The sequence below is a fragment of the Shewanella nanhaiensis genome, from assembly GCF_019457885.1.
Lineage (GTDB): Bacteria > Pseudomonadota > Gammaproteobacteria > Enterobacterales > Shewanellaceae > Shewanella > Shewanella nanhaiensis.
On the sequence record NZ_JAHZST010000015.1, the window covers coordinates 13,150 to 31,088 of the forward strand.

Genomic DNA, 17,939 nt, shown 5'->3' on the forward strand with positions numbered 1-17,939 from the left:
TCATTCATCTAAATATCAGGCATTAAAAAGCGCACATAACGTGCGCTTTTTATCTCTTATTTGGCGTTGTAAGAATAGATGTCACCACATTTGTTTAGTCGATGAACATTGCCAATTAAAGCAAAGCTTTAATTAACGCCAAATAATCATACCTACCTCTAAGGAAAGAGACTCTCAAATGCGTGAGGTAGACGTAATAAGCTATTAAATTTTAAAAATAGCCTCTACAGATAAGCCCTGAGCACTAAGCAGATCTTTAAGTCTTTTCAAAGCTTCTACTTGAATTTGACGTACTCGCTCTCTGGTTAATCCAATCTCTTTACCTACATTTTCCAGTGTAGAAGGCTCATACCCCAACAAACCAAAACGGCGCGCTAACACCTCTCTTTGCTTGGTGTTGAGCTCATCTAGCCATTTAACCACTGATTTGGACATATCCTCATCCTGAACCTTATAATCAGGACCGACATTATCATCATCAGCTAACACATCGAGAAGTGCCTTGTCGTTATCACCGCCAAGAGGTGTATCCACAGAGGTGATCCTCTCATTGAGCTTCAGCATACGACTAACATCTGCACTAGGAAGATCTAGCTTTTCAGCGATCTCTTCAGCTGTGGGCTCATGATCTAGTTTATGTGCCAACTCTCTTGCCGTACGAAGATATACATTCAGCTCTTTCACTACATGTATAGGAAGTCGAATGGTACGAGTTTGATTCATGATGGCACGTTCTATGGTCTGGCGGATCCACCAAGTGGCATAGGTAGAAAATCTAAATCCTCTTTCAGGATCAAATTTCTCAACGGCTCTAATAAGACCTAGATTTCCCTCTTCAATCAAATCAAGCAGAGCAAGACCACGATTGTTATAACGACGGGCAATTTTAACGACAAGTCTTAGGTTACTTTCGATCATGCGGTTTCGGGATTTATCACAACCTTTTAAAGCTTTACGTGAAAAATACACCTCCTCCTCCGCACTGAGTAGGGGGGAAAAACCAATTTCGCTCAGATAGAGCTGAGTTGCATCTAAGTTTTTTTGTAAATCATCCTGAACCTGATTTTCAAGTTCGGCGCTTTCTGTTTTCGCTGTTGTTGATTCGATATCGGACTCATTCTTAGCTAAGTCCACTAACGGCTCCGCTACTGCGGTATTTGCTTTACGACCCATAAAATGATCTCCCAAATTTTGCTCAATTTGATTACTGCACGTTAATATCCTCCAATTGCCAAAACGGCCCTAAACCATCATTGTTTAGGTAAGTATTTCAGTGGGTTAACAGATTTACCATGGTGACGAATCTCAAAATGTAACATGATCCGATCTGTACCTGTATTACCCATTTTCGCTAATGTTTGCCCTATTGTGACAAACTGTTTCTCTTTGACTAAGATGCTGTCGGCATGGGCATAGGCACTAAGGTAGTCGTCGCTATGTTTAACTATGACTAAATTACCATACCCTCGAAGTGCACTTCCCGCGTATACAACTCGCCCATCGGCTGCGGCTTTTATTATGTCACCTCGGTTTCCAGCTATCTTTATTCCTTTATTTCCCTGCTCTTTGGCAGAGAAAGTACCAATTAACTTCCCTTTTACCGGCCATAACCATCGAGTCACTTTTGTTGGCAACTCTGATTTCGGCCTGTGGACAACACTGTTAACATCATGTTGACCAGTTGTTACAGGATACGCAGACTTTTGTTGCTGATCAAGTGGTTTTTTTGGCGGTGGAGCTTTAGTGTTTTTAGCTACAACAACAGGCTTAACCTCTTGTTTAACTTTAGGTTTAGTAGATTCAGGTACAACTTTATGACTATTTTTTGACGGGGTTTTAGTCAAACTTGTATTTGTAACATTTGATGTCACATTTAGATTTAACTTCTGTCCAGGAAAGATGGTATAGGGCTTCTTCAGCTTGTTTTTATTAGCTAAATCCAAAAAATCGTTATCTGAAGCCCAAGCAATTGAGTAGAGTGTGTCACCTTGCTTTACGTAATAAAAATCTAATTTTAATGCACCTTTATTATAAGCTGTCTTCACTGGTGTAGTTACACTGGCGACAGGAGCAGGCCTTTCGGACTGAAAACTACAGCCAACATTGAAAAAACAAACCATACAGATAATTCGAGCATGCCAGCTCATAGTCATTTCAGCAAACAAAGAAATCTCCTAATTCAATCACTCATTAAGACAAGTCTCAATGCCAAGAACTCAAAATTAGTTCAGCTATCTTATTGAAGCTCTGAAACGAGCATCATGAGATAGCTTGGGTATATAACTTAAGCAAGCTCACCATTAACTAAAGGTACAAAACGAACAATCTCAACAACTTCAGAACTGAACTGTTCACCCTGGCGTACCACTTTCAATAACTGTTGTGAGGTATCCCCAACAGGGATAATTAGAACACCGTTATCAACAAGCTGACCTAGCAGCGCTTCAGGTACCGTTGCCGCAGCAGCTGTAACCATGATGGCATCAAAGGGACCTTTATTAGGCCAGCCTTTCCAACCATCGCCATACTTAAATGAAATATTGTGAAGATCTAAACGCTTTAACCTCTGTCTCGCCTGGATCTGCAAAGACTTAATTCGCTCAACAGTGCATAGCTCAGGAGAAAGCTGCGCCAAAATTGCCGCTTGATAACCAGAGCCCGTTCCAATCTCAAGTACTTTTTTAGGCTTATGCTCCAGCAACAACTCCGTCATTCTGGCGACAATATAGGGCTGTGAGATAGTTTGACCCATTCCAATAGGTAAAGCTGTATTCTCATAAGCCTTATGCCCCAGAGCTGCATCGAGAAAGAGCTCTCTAGGGGTATTAGCAACCGCCTGTAAAACGGATTCATCCCTGATCCCTGCGTCACGCAAGCTTTTTGCTAAATTCAGTGCTGCAGTTGTCGCGACCCTGCTCATAGTTTATCTATCCACTCTTTCATTGATGTTATTTGATTGAAAGCCGTGAGATCCACAGTCAGTGGAGTCACGGAAACGTAACCATTAGTGACAGCATGGAAATCCGTGCCCTCGCTCGCATCTTGCTCTTCACCCGGAGGGCCTAACCAAAATATATCTCGCCCGGCTGGATCTTGTGTTTTAAGCATACCAGCCGCTTTATGCCTAGCCCCAAGGCGCGTAACTTTAATACCTTTTATCTGCTCTATGGGTAAGTCAGGCACATTAATATTCAAAATTTGATCTTGAGCGATAGGACTCACTAGCAAACCTTTAATTATCTTGCTGGTAAAATAAGCTGCACTGTCATAATGCTTAAGCTTAGAGCCAACAAGAGAGACTGCGATTGCCGGCAACCCCAAAAAGCGCCCCTCCATTGCCGCAGCAACAGTACCTGAATAAAGGGTATCATCCCCCATATTAGCGCCAGCATTAATACCAGACACCACCATATCAGGTTCATCCGTATACAACTCACGAATCGCTAAATGAACACAATCAGTTGGGGTGCCACTTACAGACACATAGCCATTACTCAAGGTATTAATTCGCAAGGGGTTAGTCAAGGTTAAAGAGTTGCTTGCCCCTGAGCAGTTACGATCGGGTCCCACTGTCATAACATCATAGGAACTTGCTAACGCATTGGTTAGTGCCACTATTCCAGGTGCGGTGACCCCATCGTCGTTACTTACGAGAATTTTTATCATCGACTTGCCAATCTCTATTTTACTTTACTTGATAAATCTAGTTTAGGACTCAGCAGGCGCTTTCCTTGCCTGCTGACGCTCCCGAAACTCCCTCTCTTTGACATCTTCATAGTCAAAAAGCTCCCTAAGCACAGAGGTGGCATAGCAACCTGCTGGAAGAGCAAACTTAATCAATAAAGTATCATCACCCTCTTGCTCATAGCTCAAATGTTGTGGCTCAGATAGCAAAGTACGTCGCTCTTGGGTTAACCCAGCATGTTCAAGACCATCTCTATCGGTTTCAAACTCGGCTAATGCTTTTGCTTCAAATTCAGCTGCATCACCTTGAGATAATGCAGCACCTCTTCCCCACAAAGGAGCCGATAGCTGAATATCTTTCTCATCGAGACGCTTTATCGTCGCATCATCCCACTGCTCAGCAGTAAAGTAGCTTTTAGTTCCAGCAAGCATGACACAATCGCCAGCGAGTTTACTCAGGCCATGTTCGGCTAATCTTGCTGACACAGAAATATTGAACAGGTAAGATCGAACAGCCGACAGGTAGATGCTGCGTTTCTTTCTGTCTTTCACTTTTCTTCCGGTCAGCATCTGGCGACCGAAAACAAGATTTTTACCGTCATGACCGAAACGCTGCTCACCAAAATAGTTAGGCACACCTGTCTGTTTAATCAACTCAAGCCGTGCAATAACCTCATTCATTTTGGTCACATTACGAAGCGTTAGGGTAAACCGATTTCCCGCCAGAGCCCCTATTCGCAGTTTTTTACTGTGGCGACTACTAGAGAGAACCGTTAATTGGTCACTATTAAGACTTGCCCAGTCTGGCGTCTCCTTACCAGGGATCCGCACACCAAACCACTGCTCCGTGATGGCGTTTTTATCCTTCTGCCCAGCATAGGTCACCTCTTTAGGATGAACATGTGCAAAGCCTGATAGAAGAGTCGCAACATCATTGGTATTGAGCCCCTCTTTACGGATATGAAGCAGATGATGCTCCCCTTCACCCGTGGGTACAAAAGGCAATATCTCCTGAACCTGAAAATCGCTATTGTGAGTACGAAGATCTGCTTTAGAGGTAGGCTTACCGTGTAAATAATGAAGTTCAATCATGATGACTCTGTTCTCTCAATCGGCCTTACCGATCTAAATATATGTATGACTCATCTCAAAGAGTATGAGTAAAACCTGTTATGCCTTTGTCAGTAAGATAACCGCTTCCACAGCGATCCCCTCTTTACGACCAGTAAAGCCAAGCTTTTCGGTCGTCGTCGCTTTAACATTGATATTATCCAAAGCAGTCTCAAAATCACGACTCAACACTTCGCGTATGGCTTGAATATGGGGTGCCATCTTAGGTGCTTGTGCAATAATGGTTACGTCTAGGTTTCCAATCACAAACCCTTTATCTTTTGCCAGTTGGTAACAGTGACGCAGTAAATGACGACTGTCAGCGCCCTTGAAATCGTCATCGGTATCTGGAAAGTGCTTGCCAATATCACCCAAGGCTACCGCGCCTAATACGGCATCAGAGATTGCATGCAGTACAACATCACCGTCTGAATGCGCGATTAATCCTGTTTCATATGGCACATTTACACCACCTAACAATAGTGGTGAATCCCCACCAAACTTATGCACATCAAACCCATGACCAATACGTATATTCATGTTAAATCCTGTTACCGAGAGTAAAAAGCCGTTAGCTGAAATCGATTATAAACATTGAGAGACAAGACCCCTTTTTAAAGCTCCTCAGCCAAAAATAGCTTAGCCAGTTTAAGATCATCAGGATGGGTGATCTTAATATTCTTTACATTACCTAATACTAACCCTGGAGCAGTTCCTGCCCACTCCATAGCCGAAGCTTCATCTGTAACTGTCGCCCCCAGCCTAAGTGCCGATGCCAAGTTATCTCGCAGCGCAGAGCCTAAAAAAAGTTGAGGCGTCAAAGCGTGCCATAGCAGCTCCCTACATACGGTTTGCACTATAGTGCCACCTGTGTTGCTGCGTTTCATGGTATCTCTAACTGGCGCAGCTAGAATTGCGCCTTGGGGAAACTGTACGCGAGAAGCAAGCAGTTTATCGATATCCTCATGGCTCAAACATGGACGTGCAGCATCATGCACTAAAGCCCAGACATTATCTTCGATTTCACTTAGACAAGCTAACACTGAATCCGCTCGCTCACCGCCACCAACCACTGTGCGCAACTTAGGATGAGATGACTGGGGCAAGGTATGAAACAGCGTATCTTCTGGGTGCAGTGCCACTATCACAGTGTCTATCTTAGGGTGAGTCAAAAGTACTGTTAATGTGATATCTAAAATAGGTACGCCGTTAATCTCCAGATACTGCTTTGGGATCTCAGAGCCCATACGGCTGCCGATACCAGCCGCCGGCACAAGAGCAACGACCTTATCTTGGGGATCATTCATAATTGAGAGCTCATACTTAATAAAAGGTAAAATTAATGATTTGAGAGCTGGCTAGTACGCTTATCGCCGACAACACGGAAAAAGGTCTCGCCTTTCTTAACCATACCAAGCTCATTTCGAGCTCGCTCCTCTAACGCCTCTGTGCCACTACGAAGATCGATTATCTCCTCTCTTAAAACTTGATTTCTAGCGATCAACTTTGCATTGCTCGCCTCTTGAAGAGAGATCTGCTCTCGCAGCTGAAACGATTCCGGCAGGCTGTTTACTCCTAACCAAAGCTGGTATTGAAGCATGCCTAGCAGTGACACTAAGAGGAGCAGGATACGTCGCATTGTAATTAAAAAACCCGTCAGTGAAAATTCGACAATATTTTAGCGATAGTAACAAAAAAGGCCACCAAATGGTGACCTTTTCAAGCTTAGCAGTAATTTTATCCCTTTTAACCTACTACCTAACTAAACAGATAAGCAGGTCAACAAAAAATTATTATGCTTGGCCTTTAATTTCACTACGACCACGGTACGGCGCTTTCTCACCTAGCTGCTCTTCGATACGAAGCAGTTGATTGTACTTAGCAACGCGATCAGAGCGGCACAGTGAACCCGTCTTAATTTGACCAGCAGAGGTAGCAACAGCAAGATCAGCAATCGTCGCATCTTCAGTCTCACCACTACGATGAGAGATAACTACGGTATAACCCGCTTCTTTAGCCATGCGAATCGCTGCAAGCGTCTCAGTCAAAGAACCGATTTGGTTAAACTTGATCAAGATTGAGTTAGCGATATTGTTGTCGATACCGCGCTTTAAGATCTTAGTGTTAGTCACGAATAGATCGTCACCAACAAGTTGGATCTTGTCACCCATAATTTGAGTCTGGTAAGCCCAACCTTCCCAATCTGACTCATCCAAACCATCTTCGATTGAAGCGATTGGATACTCTTCAGTCAATGACTTAAGAAAATCTGAGAAGCCGTTTGCAGAGAAGACTTTGCCTTCACCTGTTAGGTCATACTGACCATCTTTGTAGAACTCAGAAGCCGCACAGTCAAGAGCAAGAGTCACATCTTCACCTAGCTTGTAACCCGCTTTCTCTACAGCAACCTTGATCATGGCAAGTGCATCAGCGTTTGACGCTAGATTAGGTGCAAAACCACCTTCGTCACCCACAGATGTGCTCAAACCTTTCTCTTGAAGTACTTTCTTCAGGCTGTGGAAGATCTCTGCGCCAACGCGTAGAGCTTCACGGAACGTCTTAGCACCAACAGGTTGTACCATAAACTCTTGGATATCAACGTTGTTATCAGCGTGCTCGCCACCATTTAGGATATTCATCATAGGAACAGGCATAGAGAACTGACCAGGAGTTCCATTTAGCTCTGCGATATGTGCATATAAAGGCATACCTTTAAATGCAGCAGCTGCTTTAGCCGCAGCAAGAGAAACGGCAAGGATCGCGTTAGCGCCTAGCTTATCTTTGTTCTCTGTACCATCAAGGTCAATCATCAACTGATCAAGCTCAGCTTGAGCCGTTGCATCTTTACCCATTAAAGCATCACGGATTGGACCATTGATGTTAGCAACAGCAGTCAACACACCTTTACCCATGTAGCGAGCTTTATCGCCATCACGCAGCTCTAGTGCTTCACGGCTACCAGTAGATGCACCAGACGGTGCAGCAGCCATACCGTTAAATCCACCTTCTAAGTGAACTTCAGCTTCTACAGTTGGGTTACCACGTGAATCCATGATCTCACGACCAATGACATTAATAATTTTAGCCATAATTCCCTCGGTTTAAGTTTAAAAATGAAAAATAAAATTTGTTCACCAAAATCGACATAACCAAAGCAACTCCTAAAGCTTCACTTTCTTGAAAGAGAGCGATCTCACTGCGTAGCAACACAGCTGACAATATGACTTTAGGATATCTACTCCATAGACAAAAAAGCCGCTCCCTAAAATAGGAAGCGGCTGAGTATTTGGTATTAGCCTAAATCGCGTTTCTGATACGCGGCGGCTGCAGCAACAAACCCGACAAACAGTGGCTGTCCATCACGGGGAGTTGATGTAAATTCTGGGTGGAATTGACCTGCAACAAACCAAGGGTGGTTCGGCAGCTCAATCATCTCGACAAGTTGACGGTCTGAAGACAGACCACTAAATACTAGGCCAGCTTTCTCAAGACGATCTTTATAATTGTTGTTAACTTCATAACGGTGACGATGACGCTCAACACAGGTGTTAGCTTGGTAAGCTGCTGCGGCTTTAGTGCCCTCTTCAAGATGACATAGCTGTGCGCCTAGACGCATAGTGCCACCAAGATCTGAGCTTTCATGACGCTGCTCAACATTACCATCTTCATTTAGCCATTCGGTAATCAGACCGACGACTGGATGCGGCGTCTCTTTTTGGAACTCAGTTGAGTGAGCCCCTTCAAGGCCTGCAACATGACGAGCAAACTCAATCAATGCCACCTGCATACCTAAACAGATGCCGAAATAGGGAAGATTGTTTTCACGGGCATACTTAGCCGCAAAGATTTTACCTTCAACACCACGCTCACCGAAACCACCAGGTACCAAGATACCATCTAGGCCTTGAAGCACCTCTTCACCCTTAGCTTCAACAGTTTGGGAATCGATATACTTGATATTAACCGAAACGCGGTTAAATAAGCCGGCGTGCTTAAGCGCTTCATTGACAGACTTGTACGCATCAGGCAGTTCAATGTATTTACCAACCATACCGATAGTCACATCACCAGTTGGGTTAGCTTCTTGGTAGATAACCTGCTCCCACTCATGAAGATCGGCTTCTTTACATTCAATACCAAAACGCTTAGTCACTAGCTCATCTAAGCCTTGAGCTTTAAGCAGTGCTGGGATCTTGTAGATGCTATCAACATCTTTAAGTGAGATAACCGCGCGCTCTTCTACATTACAGAAGAGTGAAATTTTAGCTTTTTCATTTGCAGGGATAGCACGATCACCACGACAAACCAGTACATCAGGTGCGATACCGATGGAGCGAAGCTCTTTGACTGAGTGTTGTGTCGGTTTCGTTTTCACTTCACCTGCAGCGCCAAGGAATGGCACTAGAGTCAGATGCATAAACAGAGTGCGCTCGCGGCCCAGCTCAACACCTAGTTGACGAATTGATTCCAAAAATGGCAGAGACTCAATATCACCAACGGTTCCGCCAATCTCAACGATTGCCACATCATGCCCTTCACCGCCATCAAGCACTTTCTCTTTAATCGCATTGGTAATGTGTGGGATCACCTGAATAGTGGCACCTAAGTAGTCACCACGACGCTCTTTGCGAAGTACTTCAGAGTAGATACGACCAGTCGTAAAGTTATTACGACGGTTCATCTTGGTACGAATAAAACGCTCATAGTGACCTAAATCAAGATCGGTTTCTGCGCCATCCTCTGTCACAAACACTTCACCGTGTTGTGTCGGGCTCATCGTTCCCGGATCCAAGTTAATATATGGATCCAGCTTCATAATGGTTACATTTAGGCCACGGGCCTCTAAAATTGCTGCTAACGATGCTGCTGCAATGCCTTTACCTAGTGATGAAACCACGCCACCAGTAACGAAGATATACCTTGTAGTCATTATGAACCTGAGAAAATGAGTTGGAAATATGTGCTTGCAATTAAGCACTAGGACGGGGCGATATTATACCAAAGCCCTAGCGATTCGACAAACAAGATTATTATAAAATTTTTTACTGAAGTGGCTATTCTCGTAATTTTACTTCATCCCAGTATTGATCTAGCTCATCTAAAGTGTGTTCTTCCATCGGCTTTTCAGCTTTATTTGCCATCGACTCAACCCCTCTAAAGCGGCGCTCAAATTTTCTGTTTGCCCCCCGTAATGCCTGCTCAGGCTCAACACCCAGATGTCGTGCAAGGTTTACCACCGCAAACAGCAGATCTCCCATCTCATCCTGAACCTTATCAGGATTCACTTTTTCTTGCTCAACCTCATGTATTACTTCATCTATCTCTTCATGGATCTTATCCACTACAGGTCCAAGTTCAGCCCAATCAAAGCCAACACGAGCGACCCGTTTTTGAATTTTTATCGAGCGAGATAACGCGGGTAGCCCCACAGGAATATTATCTAAAATAGAGTGCAGATCCCTCTCGCTACGTTCTTTAGCCTTAATCTGCTCCCAGTTCTCTTTGACCTCGTCGCTACTCACACCTTTAAGCGTTCCAAAGACATGGGGGTGACGTGAAGTAAGTTTATTACAGATTTTCTCTACCACATCGGCAAAATCAAACAGCCCCTGCTCTTTACCTAATTGGCAATAAAAGACCACCTGAAACAGCAGATCTCCCAGCTCATCGGGAAGCTCATCAATAGCCATTCTCTCAATGGTATCAGCCACTTCATAGGCTTCCTCAAGGGTAAATGGCACTATTGTTTCAAAGCGTTGCGCTATATCCCACGGACATCCAGTTTGAGGATCTCTCAACTTAGCCATAATATCGAGCAGAGGTTGAATATCATTGTTGTGCATAGCGACACCTTCAAATTTCTTTCAAAACATAAAAATGACGACCTGAGTCGCCATTTTCTCTCTATCTATAATCAGTCATAACAAGGTGCAATTAAAGCCTTCTGGCTTCACTCACCCCTTCCACTTGGGTAATTTTAGATATTACTCGTGAAAGTCCATCTAAATTATACAGCTCAAGTTCCAGCTCAATCGCCGCGGTCTGAGTCTTAACATCCGATGAGGAACTCATCGCCATCACATGTGACTTTTCAGCCGCCAGTACTGAAGTGAGATCTCTAAGAAGCCCTGAACGGTCATTGGCGATAACTCGTAAACGTATCTTATAGCCACCTGAGTAATGCTCCCCCCAGACCACATCGACCGTCCGCTCTGGGTGAACTCGCATCAACTCTTTAACTTGCTCACAATCGGCGCGATGCACAGAGATCCCTCGACCTTTAGTGATAAAACCAAAGATCTCATCACCAGGCACAGGCTGACAACAACGCGCAATATGGCTCATCAAATTACCGACGCCATTGACCTCAACCTGACCTTTACCCTCTTTTTTGGCTTTAATGCCACTCTTCTTAACCAGATCTTCAACAGCGGCTTCATCGTCAACCTGATTAATGCGCATCTGGCTCTGAACATGATTAACCACTTGGTTAAGGCGTACATCACCACCGCCAATACTGGCAAGCAGATCATCCATACTCACAAGGTTAAAGCGTTCAACTGCGCTTTGAGCATCTTTTAGCTTAAGTCCAGCTCTTGCCAGTTCAGACTCCAACATCTCTTTACCGGCAACAATATTTTTATCTCTATCTTGCTGTTTAAACCAGTGCTGTATTTTAGAGCGAGCGCGAGAGGTGCGGATATAGCCTAAATTAGGATTTAGCCAATCACGCTTGGGATTAGGATGCTTTGAGGTGATGATCTCAACGCGTTCACCAGTTTCCACTTGGTAGGTAAAAGGCACAATACGGCCATCAACCTTAGCACCGATACACTTATGTCCCACATGGGAGTGAATATAGTAGGCAAAATCGAGCACGCTAGACCCAGATGGCAGATCGACCACTTCACCACTTGGCGTAAAGACATACACTCTGTCTTCAAATACCTGACTGCGCACCTCTTCAACTAAGTTGCCACTTTCAGCCACATCTTCCTGCCACTGAAGGATCTTGCGTAGCCAGTTTATCTTCTCTTCGTAGCCACTTTGTTTACCACCACCTGCGCCCTCTTTATATTTCCAGTGGGCGGCGACACCTAACTCAGCATCTTCATGCATCTGCTCGGTTCGGATCTGGATCTCGACGGTCTTCCCTTCGGGTCCAACAACTATGGTATGGATAGATTGGTAGCCATTTGGTTTAGGATTTGCGACGTAATCATCAAACTCACGTGGGATATGATGCCAAAGGGTGTGAACCACCCCAAGGGCACCATAGCAGTCCTGCAACCTATCGGTCACGATCCGCACAGCGCGAACATCAAATAACTCATCGAACTTAAGATCTTTGCCCTTCATCTTCTTCCAGATGCTGTAGATATGCTTAGGGCGGCCATAGACCTTGGCCCTTATCTGATCTTTATCTAATCTGGCCTGAAGCTGCGCAACAAAATCATCAATAAAGGTTTCGCGATCCAAACGCTTACCATCTAGCTGCTTGGCTATCTCTTTATAGGTCTCCGGGTGTAGGTAGCGAAAAGAGATATCCTCAAGCTCCCATTTAAGTTGACCTATACCTAACCGGTTAGCGAGAGGCGCGTAGATATCAGCAATCTCACGGGCTAGCAGTACCCGCGTCTCCTCATCGGCATTTTTCACTTCACGTAGCAGACAGATCCGCTCGGCAAGTTTGATGACCACGGCGCGCACATCTTCCACCATCGCCAGCAACATACGCCTGATATTATCTATTTTCACATCACTGGTGCGAGAGTCATTATCCACCTTAAGAGCGCCGATGGCATTCATGGTTTCAACACTCATGACCAAGCGGCTTAACTCAGTGCCAAATCGCTCTTCAAGGTCCTCTTGAGAGATGATGCCAGCTTCAAACACCACAAACAGAACCGATGCCTGCAGGGTTTCGATATCCATATTCAGTGGCGCCAAGATCTCTATCATCTCTCTGGCACGTTGGAGCTGCATACTATTATCCTGCTGGCTCCCACTCACCATGGTATCGATTCGACAGAGCAGTTCGAGCAGAGTTTGAGCCTCATCAGTATCACTAATGTAGCGGTTAACCCACTCCTCTAGTTGAAAATTAGGATCACTAAAGTGCGCTTCTCGAACTGATACCATCTCAATTTCGTCCTTAACTTTGAATCAAAATATGTGCTACAAAAATCCTGCAGCACAAATCAATAATATAGCTATCTTCAGCATTGAGCTGTCATTGTCAATTAACAAAGGCTGAATATCACTTGTTTAGCTAAATTTTCATCATATTAGCTTAATTGAAGCTGAAATTAACTCAACTCAAACAGTGCCATAGCTTCAATGTGATGTGTTTGAGGAAACATATCGACTAAGCCTAGTTTTTTTAGCTTATAACCATGCTTTAGCAAAGGTTCACTGTCTCTGGCTAGGCTCGAGGGATCGCAAGAAACATAAACGATTGATTTAGGTTTCATCTTCTTTAACCATTGCAAACTCTCAAACGCCCCTGCCCTTGCAGGATCGAGCAGTAACTTATCCACTTTACCTAGCCAAGGCTCTTTAGAGAGATCAGCACTTAAGTCGGTATGAAAGAAGGTCACATCAGACAAATCGCTCTGCTTAGCATTGATTCTCGCCTGCGCCACCATCTCAGGGACACCTTCAACACCGATCACTTCAGCGCCCGATTTGGCAAGAGGTAAACTGAAATTTCCAACACCACAGAAAAGATCTAGCACTCGCTCATCGGCTTTTACATCCAGCCATTGAACCGCCTGCTCAACCATAGCTTTGTTTATCTCACCATTGACTTGAACAAAGTTCCCCGGTGTAAAGCTCAGTTTAATCTCATGGTTTAATGTGTAAAAAGGTAACTCTTTTGGCCCTTTAATGACCGAAAGCTCCCCTTCATTGCCCTGAACAATCAGGTTGACCTTATGCTCCTGTGCAAAAGAGAGCAGCTTCTCTTTGTCCTTATCCGAGAGCTCTTTAGTCACTCTCACCACCACAAACTGACCATTATCCACATCAATAAGCTCTACATGCCCCAATGCTCTTTTTCCGGCCAGTTGATTTAATAACTTAGACAAAGGTGAAATTAACTCAGACAGAGATTTGGCTAACACTGTGCAAGAGGAGATATCAATCACCTCTTTACTCGACTGAGCTCTAAAGCCTAATGTGGTTCTCTTTGTTTCTTGATGGTAAAAAGTGGCTAAACGAGCACGGCGACGATAATGCCATTGTTCGCCTATAATAGCCGGAACCAAAGCCTCAGCTTCAGTGTGACTTAATTTTGCCATTAAACTGACTAATGCAGACTCTTTATGAAGCCGTTGCTTCTCAAGGGCAAGATGCTGAAGATCGCAGCCACCGCATTGATGATAATGGGCACATTTGGGCTCAACACGGTCGATAGAGTGAGTCTCAAGATTCAATAACTTCGCTCTGGAGTGCCGTTTTTTCTGCTCAGTCAGCTGAACCATGGCTTTTTCCCCAGGTAATACACCGGGAATAAACACAACTTTGCCATTATGTTGAGCAATGCCTGCCCCCAAATGATCCAACCGGGTGACTTGGAGTGATACTTTTGCCGAAAGTTGCTTTGAACTGTTTGGTTTTGCTTTAAAAAACTGTGCCATTTAGGCCTCTAAATCAATAATAATACTGGCCAAGACTGCCTGACTTCTGGCAGTCTAGTGTTAACTGTGTCAAGAACCGAGTAGATCAGCGAACCTAATGAATAAAGCCGACAACATGACCAAATATAGCCTGAGATCATGGGTGCTTGTATTGGCGTTAGCTCCAACTATCCTCGTTGGGATCTTATTAGGCAGCTATTTTACCATAAATCGTTTCTATGAACTCGAAGAAACACTCATTGAGCAGGGTGGAAATATCATCGAGCCACTCGCTATTGCCGCCGAGATAGGTCTCGAGAAGCAAGATTTTGAAACAACGAAAAAATTGATCACCGCAGCCCAACTCAATAAATCCTCTCTGGTTCAGTTTATTGCCATTTTCGACACTGAAAATCGCGTTATCGTCACCTCTCATCACTATAAAGATCATGAGCTTATGCGCTATGATCAACCATTAAGTAGTCTAATGAGGACTGAGCTTGAACAGGTGGGTGACAGCTTGATTCTGCGTAGCCCTATCTTCTCATCAGATCATGAACTTAAACTGACAAACTTCGATGACAGAGACTCCCAGCAACTCTCAGCCGCTAAGCTGGGTTATATTGCGATACTGGTCAATAAAGAGAATTCACTTCTTGAACAACATAGAGCTGCCGTTGCGGCCTTTATAATTGTCCTAATTGGGGTGCAACTTAATTTACTCTTTACCTTTCGTCTGGTTAAAAATGTGACCCAACCTATTACGGAGATGGTAAGGGTCGTAGCAAAAATTCGTGAAGGTAAACTGGACACTCGAGTCGATGGAAATCTTATTGGTGAGCTTGATCTGCTTAAACGCGGTATTAATGCCATGGCAAGCTCGCTCTCTGAATACCATGATGAGATGCAACAAAATATCGACCAAGCAACCTCAGATCTGAGGGAGACACTGGAACAGATCGAGATCCAAAACGTCGAGCTGGATTTAGCGAAAAAACGAGCCCTTGAGGCCAGCCGGATAAAATCTGAGTTTTTAGCCAACATGTCCCACGAGCTTAGAACGCCACTTAATGGTGTCATCGGATTCGCCAAGCAGCTACTGAAAACGCCCTTGCATACGAGTCAACAGGACTACATCAACACCATAGAGAAGAGTGCAACTAACCTTCTTGAGATAATTAATGACATCTTAGATTTCTCTAAATTAGAGGCGGGAAAGCTGGTATTAGAGAACTTGCCTTTCGCCCTACGCGAACTGGTTGGTGACACAGTAACTATACTGTCAAACAGTGCCCGAGAGAAAGATATTGAGCTCGTTATCGACATAGATCAATCTATCCCCGAAGCCCTGTGCGGCGATCCTATGCGAATAGGTCAGATCCTAACAAACTTAATAGGTAATGCTATCAAGTTCACCGATAGCGGTAGTGTTCACTTAAGTCTAAAACTCACAGATGGCACCAAAGATAAGGTAAACATCAGGTGTGAAATAACAGATACAGGGATTGGTATAGCCCCTCAACAGCAGGAGATACTTTTTCAAGCCTTTGGCCAAGCCGACTCCTCGATTTCACGTCGCTTTGGCGGTACTGGACTGGGTTTAATTATCACTAAGCGTCTGGTTAACCGTATGGGGGGCCAGATTGGGTGTAACTCTAAAGCCAATGAAGGTTCAACATTCTGGTTTACCCTTCCATTAGAAACCAGCCAATACCCAGTAGGTCACTTCCTCACACCTGAGAAACTACTCAACAGATCAATATTACTGGTAGAGCCAAGAGAGTTGTCCAACAAGGCACTACTCAAACAGTTTCAGCACTGGGGGATGAAAACAACCAATATTGGCTCAATGGGCCAACTTGCAGAGTGCTCGCTATCTGGTTCAAAAAAATATGACTATGCCGTCGTGAGCTGCAAGGCGCTTAACCCTGATGAGGACTCTACTGAACAGTTAAAGTCGATTAAAGAGTTATCTCAATTTGTCCTCTACCTTGTGTGTACGAATGAGCAAGACACTCACGCCATATTTGATACCGTGGATAAAATATTACTGGCTCCAGTCAATGAAAAAGTTTTAGCTGAAACACTTATCGATCCGAAACCCGATACAAGCAGTCCCCATCAATTAGAGGAGCATACCCAAGTTGAGCCTATAGCCAGAGAAAACCTCAACGTATTAGCGGTCGATGATAACCCTGCAAACCTCAAGTTAATCGATACCCTGTTAAAAGAGCTAGTGAGTCAAGTCACTGTGATAGACAATGGTCAGGGAGCGGTGAATATCGCCCAGGAGCGCAGTTTCGATCTCATCTTCATGGATATTCAGATGCCAGGCACAGATGGAATTAGCGCCACTAAACAGATTAGGCAGCACTCGCTTAACCGTAACACACCGATTATTGCAGTAACCGCGCATGCGATTGCAGAAGAGCGAGAGATGATCCAACAAAGCGGCATGGATGGTTATCTGCCTAAACCTATCGATGAAGCGGCGTTAAAGAGCGTGATCAATCGCTGGAAGACGCGCCCTAAGTTTACTCATTTCGATCCATTTACCCTTAACTGGGAACTGTGCCTCACACAAGCCAATCAGAAGCCAGATCTGGCACTGGATATGCTCAAGATGTTAGTGGCATCGCTGCCTGAAACCACAGATCAAATAAAACAGGCATTGGAGGAGTTTAATCAAGAATCTATGCTCGCTTCAGTGCATAAACTCCATGGCGCATGCTGTTATTGTGGCGTACCTACCACACAAAAGCTTTGTCAGGAGATAGAATCAAGTTTGAAACGCGGCTCGGCCGTTGCCGATGTCGAACCAGAAATACTAGAGTTACTTGACGAGCTAACTAAGGTAGAATCAGCCGCAAATCAAGTGATATCACAGTTATCAACGGATGTAATAGATGACAACCAAACTAGGCTTCTTTAAGCGTGTAAAAGCATTAGATTTCCAACAGAAAAAAGTATTTGCAATAGCCCTATGTCAGCGCATGTTGCCCAACTACCAACTTTTCTCTGAGGTCTGCGAATTTGGTGATCCTCAGGTATTAGACACAGTGCTAAATCTGTTGTGGCAATCCAGTTATGATTCAAAATTAAAACTCAATATCGATATCTACTTAGAAAGGTTGGAGCTAAACACCCCTGACCCGGCTAATTTTGATGTATATGGTGTCTACCCTGCGATGGATGCAACCACCGCATTAATCGCCCTTTTAAGTGCACTTCAAAGCAAAATTGAGGAAGATATTGTCAACATCAGTAAACTGTCATCGAGTACAGTGGCAAACTATATTGAAGCCATCTCAGATGTTGAGCTCGACGAAGAAGCGTTCGACGATTTTATCTTCAATCATGAAGTGATGCTCGACGAGAAGGCGCTGCAAGAGAACCTGCTAACCCTTATTGAAGACAACCCTAAACTCAATGCTGAGTTTATAAAATCCCTGCGCAAAGAGATTGTCGATGCAGGCGTATCTAACATAGGTGTAGGAATGCAGGAAGGCTAACCTTTCTGTTTAA

General features: G+C 44.3%; 15 protein-coding genes. 2 read left to right on the plus strand and 13 right to left on the minus strand.

The features are described from left to right. Nucleotides 1–204: 204 nt before the first annotated feature. From rpoS to rlmD, 13 genes are all read right to left on the minus strand, one after another. Nucleotides 205–1,173 carry an RNA polymerase sigma factor RpoS gene (gene rpoS / locus K0625_RS18000; RefSeq protein ID WP_065187941.1) on the minus strand — a complete coding sequence of 323 codons (969 nt, stop codon included), beginning with the start codon at nt 1,171–1,173 and terminating at the stop codon, nt 205–207. Between the two features lie 77 nt (nt 1,174–1,250). Further along, complete coding sequence (locus tag K0625_RS18005; RefSeq protein WP_220111048.1) at nt 1,251–2,147, minus strand: peptidoglycan DD-metalloendopeptidase family protein; 897 nt, start codon at nt 2,145–2,147, stop codon at nt 1,251–1,253. A 137-nt stretch (nt 2,148–2,284) separates the two neighbouring features. Beyond that, entirely contained in the window at nt 2,285–2,920 is a 636-nt protein-coding gene (locus K0625_RS18010) for a protein-L-isoaspartate(D-aspartate) O-methyltransferase (protein WP_220110952.1), read from the minus strand. Then, nucleotides 2,917–3,666 (minus strand): 5'/3'-nucleotidase SurE, encoded by a 750-nt coding sequence (gene surE / locus K0625_RS18015; RefSeq protein WP_220110953.1) that lies wholly within the window; start codon nt 3,664–3,666, stop codon nt 2,917–2,919. Before surE ends, K0625_RS18010 begins: the two co-directional genes overlap by 4 nt. Before the next feature lie 42 nt (nt 3,667–3,708). Continuing rightward, complete coding sequence (gene truD, locus K0625_RS18020; RefSeq protein WP_220110954.1) at nt 3,709–4,776, minus strand: tRNA pseudouridine(13) synthase TruD; 1,068 nt, start codon at nt 4,774–4,776, stop codon at nt 3,709–3,711. 78 nt (nt 4,777–4,854) lie between these two features. Next, complete coding sequence (gene ispF / locus K0625_RS18025) at nt 4,855–5,334, minus strand: 2-C-methyl-D-erythritol 2,4-cyclodiphosphate synthase (RefSeq protein WP_220110955.1); 480 nt, start codon at nt 5,332–5,334, stop codon at nt 4,855–4,857. 74 nt (nt 5,335–5,408) lie between these two features. Beyond that, entirely contained in the window at nt 5,409–6,101 is a 693-nt protein-coding gene (ispD, locus tag K0625_RS18030; protein WP_220110956.1) for a 2-C-methyl-D-erythritol 4-phosphate cytidylyltransferase, read from the minus strand. 32 nt (nt 6,102–6,133) lie between these two features. Beyond that, nucleotides 6,134–6,433: a cell division protein FtsB gene (ftsB, locus tag K0625_RS18035; protein WP_012325953.1), complete on the minus strand. Its 300-nt coding sequence runs from the start codon at nt 6,431–6,433 to the stop codon at nt 6,134–6,136. A 154-nt stretch (nt 6,434–6,587) separates the two neighbouring features. Then, nucleotides 6,588–7,883 carry a phosphopyruvate hydratase gene (gene eno / locus K0625_RS18040; protein ID WP_220110957.1) on the minus strand — a complete coding sequence of 432 codons (1,296 nt, stop codon included), beginning with the start codon at nt 7,881–7,883 and terminating at the stop codon, nt 6,588–6,590. 203 nt (nt 7,884–8,086) lie between these two features. Then, on the minus strand, nt 8,087–9,724 hold the full coding sequence (pyrG, locus tag K0625_RS18045) for a CTP synthase (RefSeq protein ID WP_220110958.1): 1,638 nt from the start codon (nt 9,722–9,724) through the stop codon (nt 8,087–8,089). Between the two features lie 124 nt (nt 9,725–9,848). Continuing rightward, nucleotides 9,849–10,637, minus strand: a complete 789-nt coding sequence (gene mazG, locus K0625_RS18050; protein ID WP_220110959.1) for a nucleoside triphosphate pyrophosphohydrolase — start codon at nt 10,635–10,637, stop codon at nt 9,849–9,851. A gap of 91 nt (nt 10,638–10,728) precedes the next feature. Beyond that, nucleotides 10,729–12,936: a GTP diphosphokinase gene (relA, locus tag K0625_RS18055; protein WP_220110960.1), complete on the minus strand. Its 2,208-nt coding sequence runs from the start codon at nt 12,934–12,936 to the stop codon at nt 10,729–10,731. 167 nt (nt 12,937–13,103) lie between these two features. Continuing rightward, a complete protein-coding gene (gene rlmD / locus K0625_RS18060; RefSeq protein WP_220110961.1) occupies nt 13,104–14,435 on the minus strand; it encodes a 23S rRNA (uracil(1939)-C(5))-methyltransferase RlmD in 1,332 nt (443 codons plus the stop codon). A 97-nt stretch (nt 14,436–14,532) separates the two neighbouring features. Here rlmD and barA point away from each other — a divergent pair, with 97 nt between their 5' ends. Continuing rightward, nucleotides 14,533–17,346, plus strand: coding sequence for a two-component sensor histidine kinase BarA (barA, locus tag K0625_RS18065; protein WP_220110962.1), 2,814 nt, complete (start codon nt 14,533–14,535; stop codon nt 17,344–17,346). After that, on the plus strand, nt 17,321–17,926 hold the full coding sequence (locus K0625_RS18070; protein WP_012325960.1) for a YjaG family protein: 606 nt from the start codon (nt 17,321–17,323) through the stop codon (nt 17,924–17,926). Before barA ends, K0625_RS18070 begins: the two co-directional genes overlap by 26 nt. Nucleotides 17,927–17,939 lie beyond the last annotated feature (13 nt).

Coding starts and splice junctions, on each gene's coding strand:
- K0625_RS18010 (WP_220110952.1), bottom strand. CDS start 2,920: ATGAGCAGGGTCGCGACAACTGCAGCACTGAATTTAGCAAAAAGCTTG.
- mazG (WP_220110959.1), bottom strand. CDS start 10,637: ATGCACAACAATGATATTCAACCTCTGCTCGATATTATGGCTAAGTTG.
- eno (WP_220110957.1), bottom strand. CDS start 7,883: ATGGCTAAAATTATTAATGTCATTGGTCGTGAGATCATGGATTCACGT.
- surE (WP_220110953.1), bottom strand. CDS start 3,666: ATGATAAAAATTCTCGTAAGTAACGACGATGGGGTCACCGCACCTGGA.
- relA (WP_220110960.1), bottom strand. CDS start 12,936: ATGGTATCAGTTCGAGAAGCGCACTTTAGTGATCCTAATTTTCAACTA.
- rpoS (WP_065187941.1), bottom strand. CDS start 1,173: ATGGGTCGTAAAGCAAATACCGCAGTAGCGGAGCCGTTAGTGGACTTA.
- ispD (WP_220110956.1), bottom strand. CDS start 6,101: ATGAATGATCCCCAAGATAAGGTCGTTGCTCTTGTGCCGGCGGCTGGT.
- pyrG (WP_220110958.1), bottom strand. CDS start 9,724: ATGACTACAAGGTATATCTTCGTTACTGGTGGCGTGGTTTCATCACTA.
- barA (WP_220110962.1), top strand. CDS start 14,533: ATGAATAAAGCCGACAACATGACCAAATATAGCCTGAGATCATGGGTG.
- truD (WP_220110954.1), bottom strand. CDS start 4,776: ATGATTGAACTTCATTATTTACACGGTAAGCCTACCTCTAAAGCAGAT.
- ispF (WP_220110955.1), bottom strand. CDS start 5,334: ATGAATATACGTATTGGTCATGGGTTTGATGTGCATAAGTTTGGTGGG.
- K0625_RS18070 (WP_012325960.1), top strand. CDS start 17,321: ATGACAACCAAACTAGGCTTCTTTAAGCGTGTAAAAGCATTAGATTTC.
- rlmD (WP_220110961.1), bottom strand. CDS start 14,435: ATGGCACAGTTTTTTAAAGCAAAACCAAACAGTTCAAAGCAACTTTCG.
- ftsB (WP_012325953.1), bottom strand. CDS start 6,433: ATGCGACGTATCCTGCTCCTCTTAGTGTCACTGCTAGGCATGCTTCAA.
- K0625_RS18005 (WP_220111048.1), bottom strand. CDS start 2,147: ATGAGCTGGCATGCTCGAATTATCTGTATGGTTTGTTTTTTCAATGTT.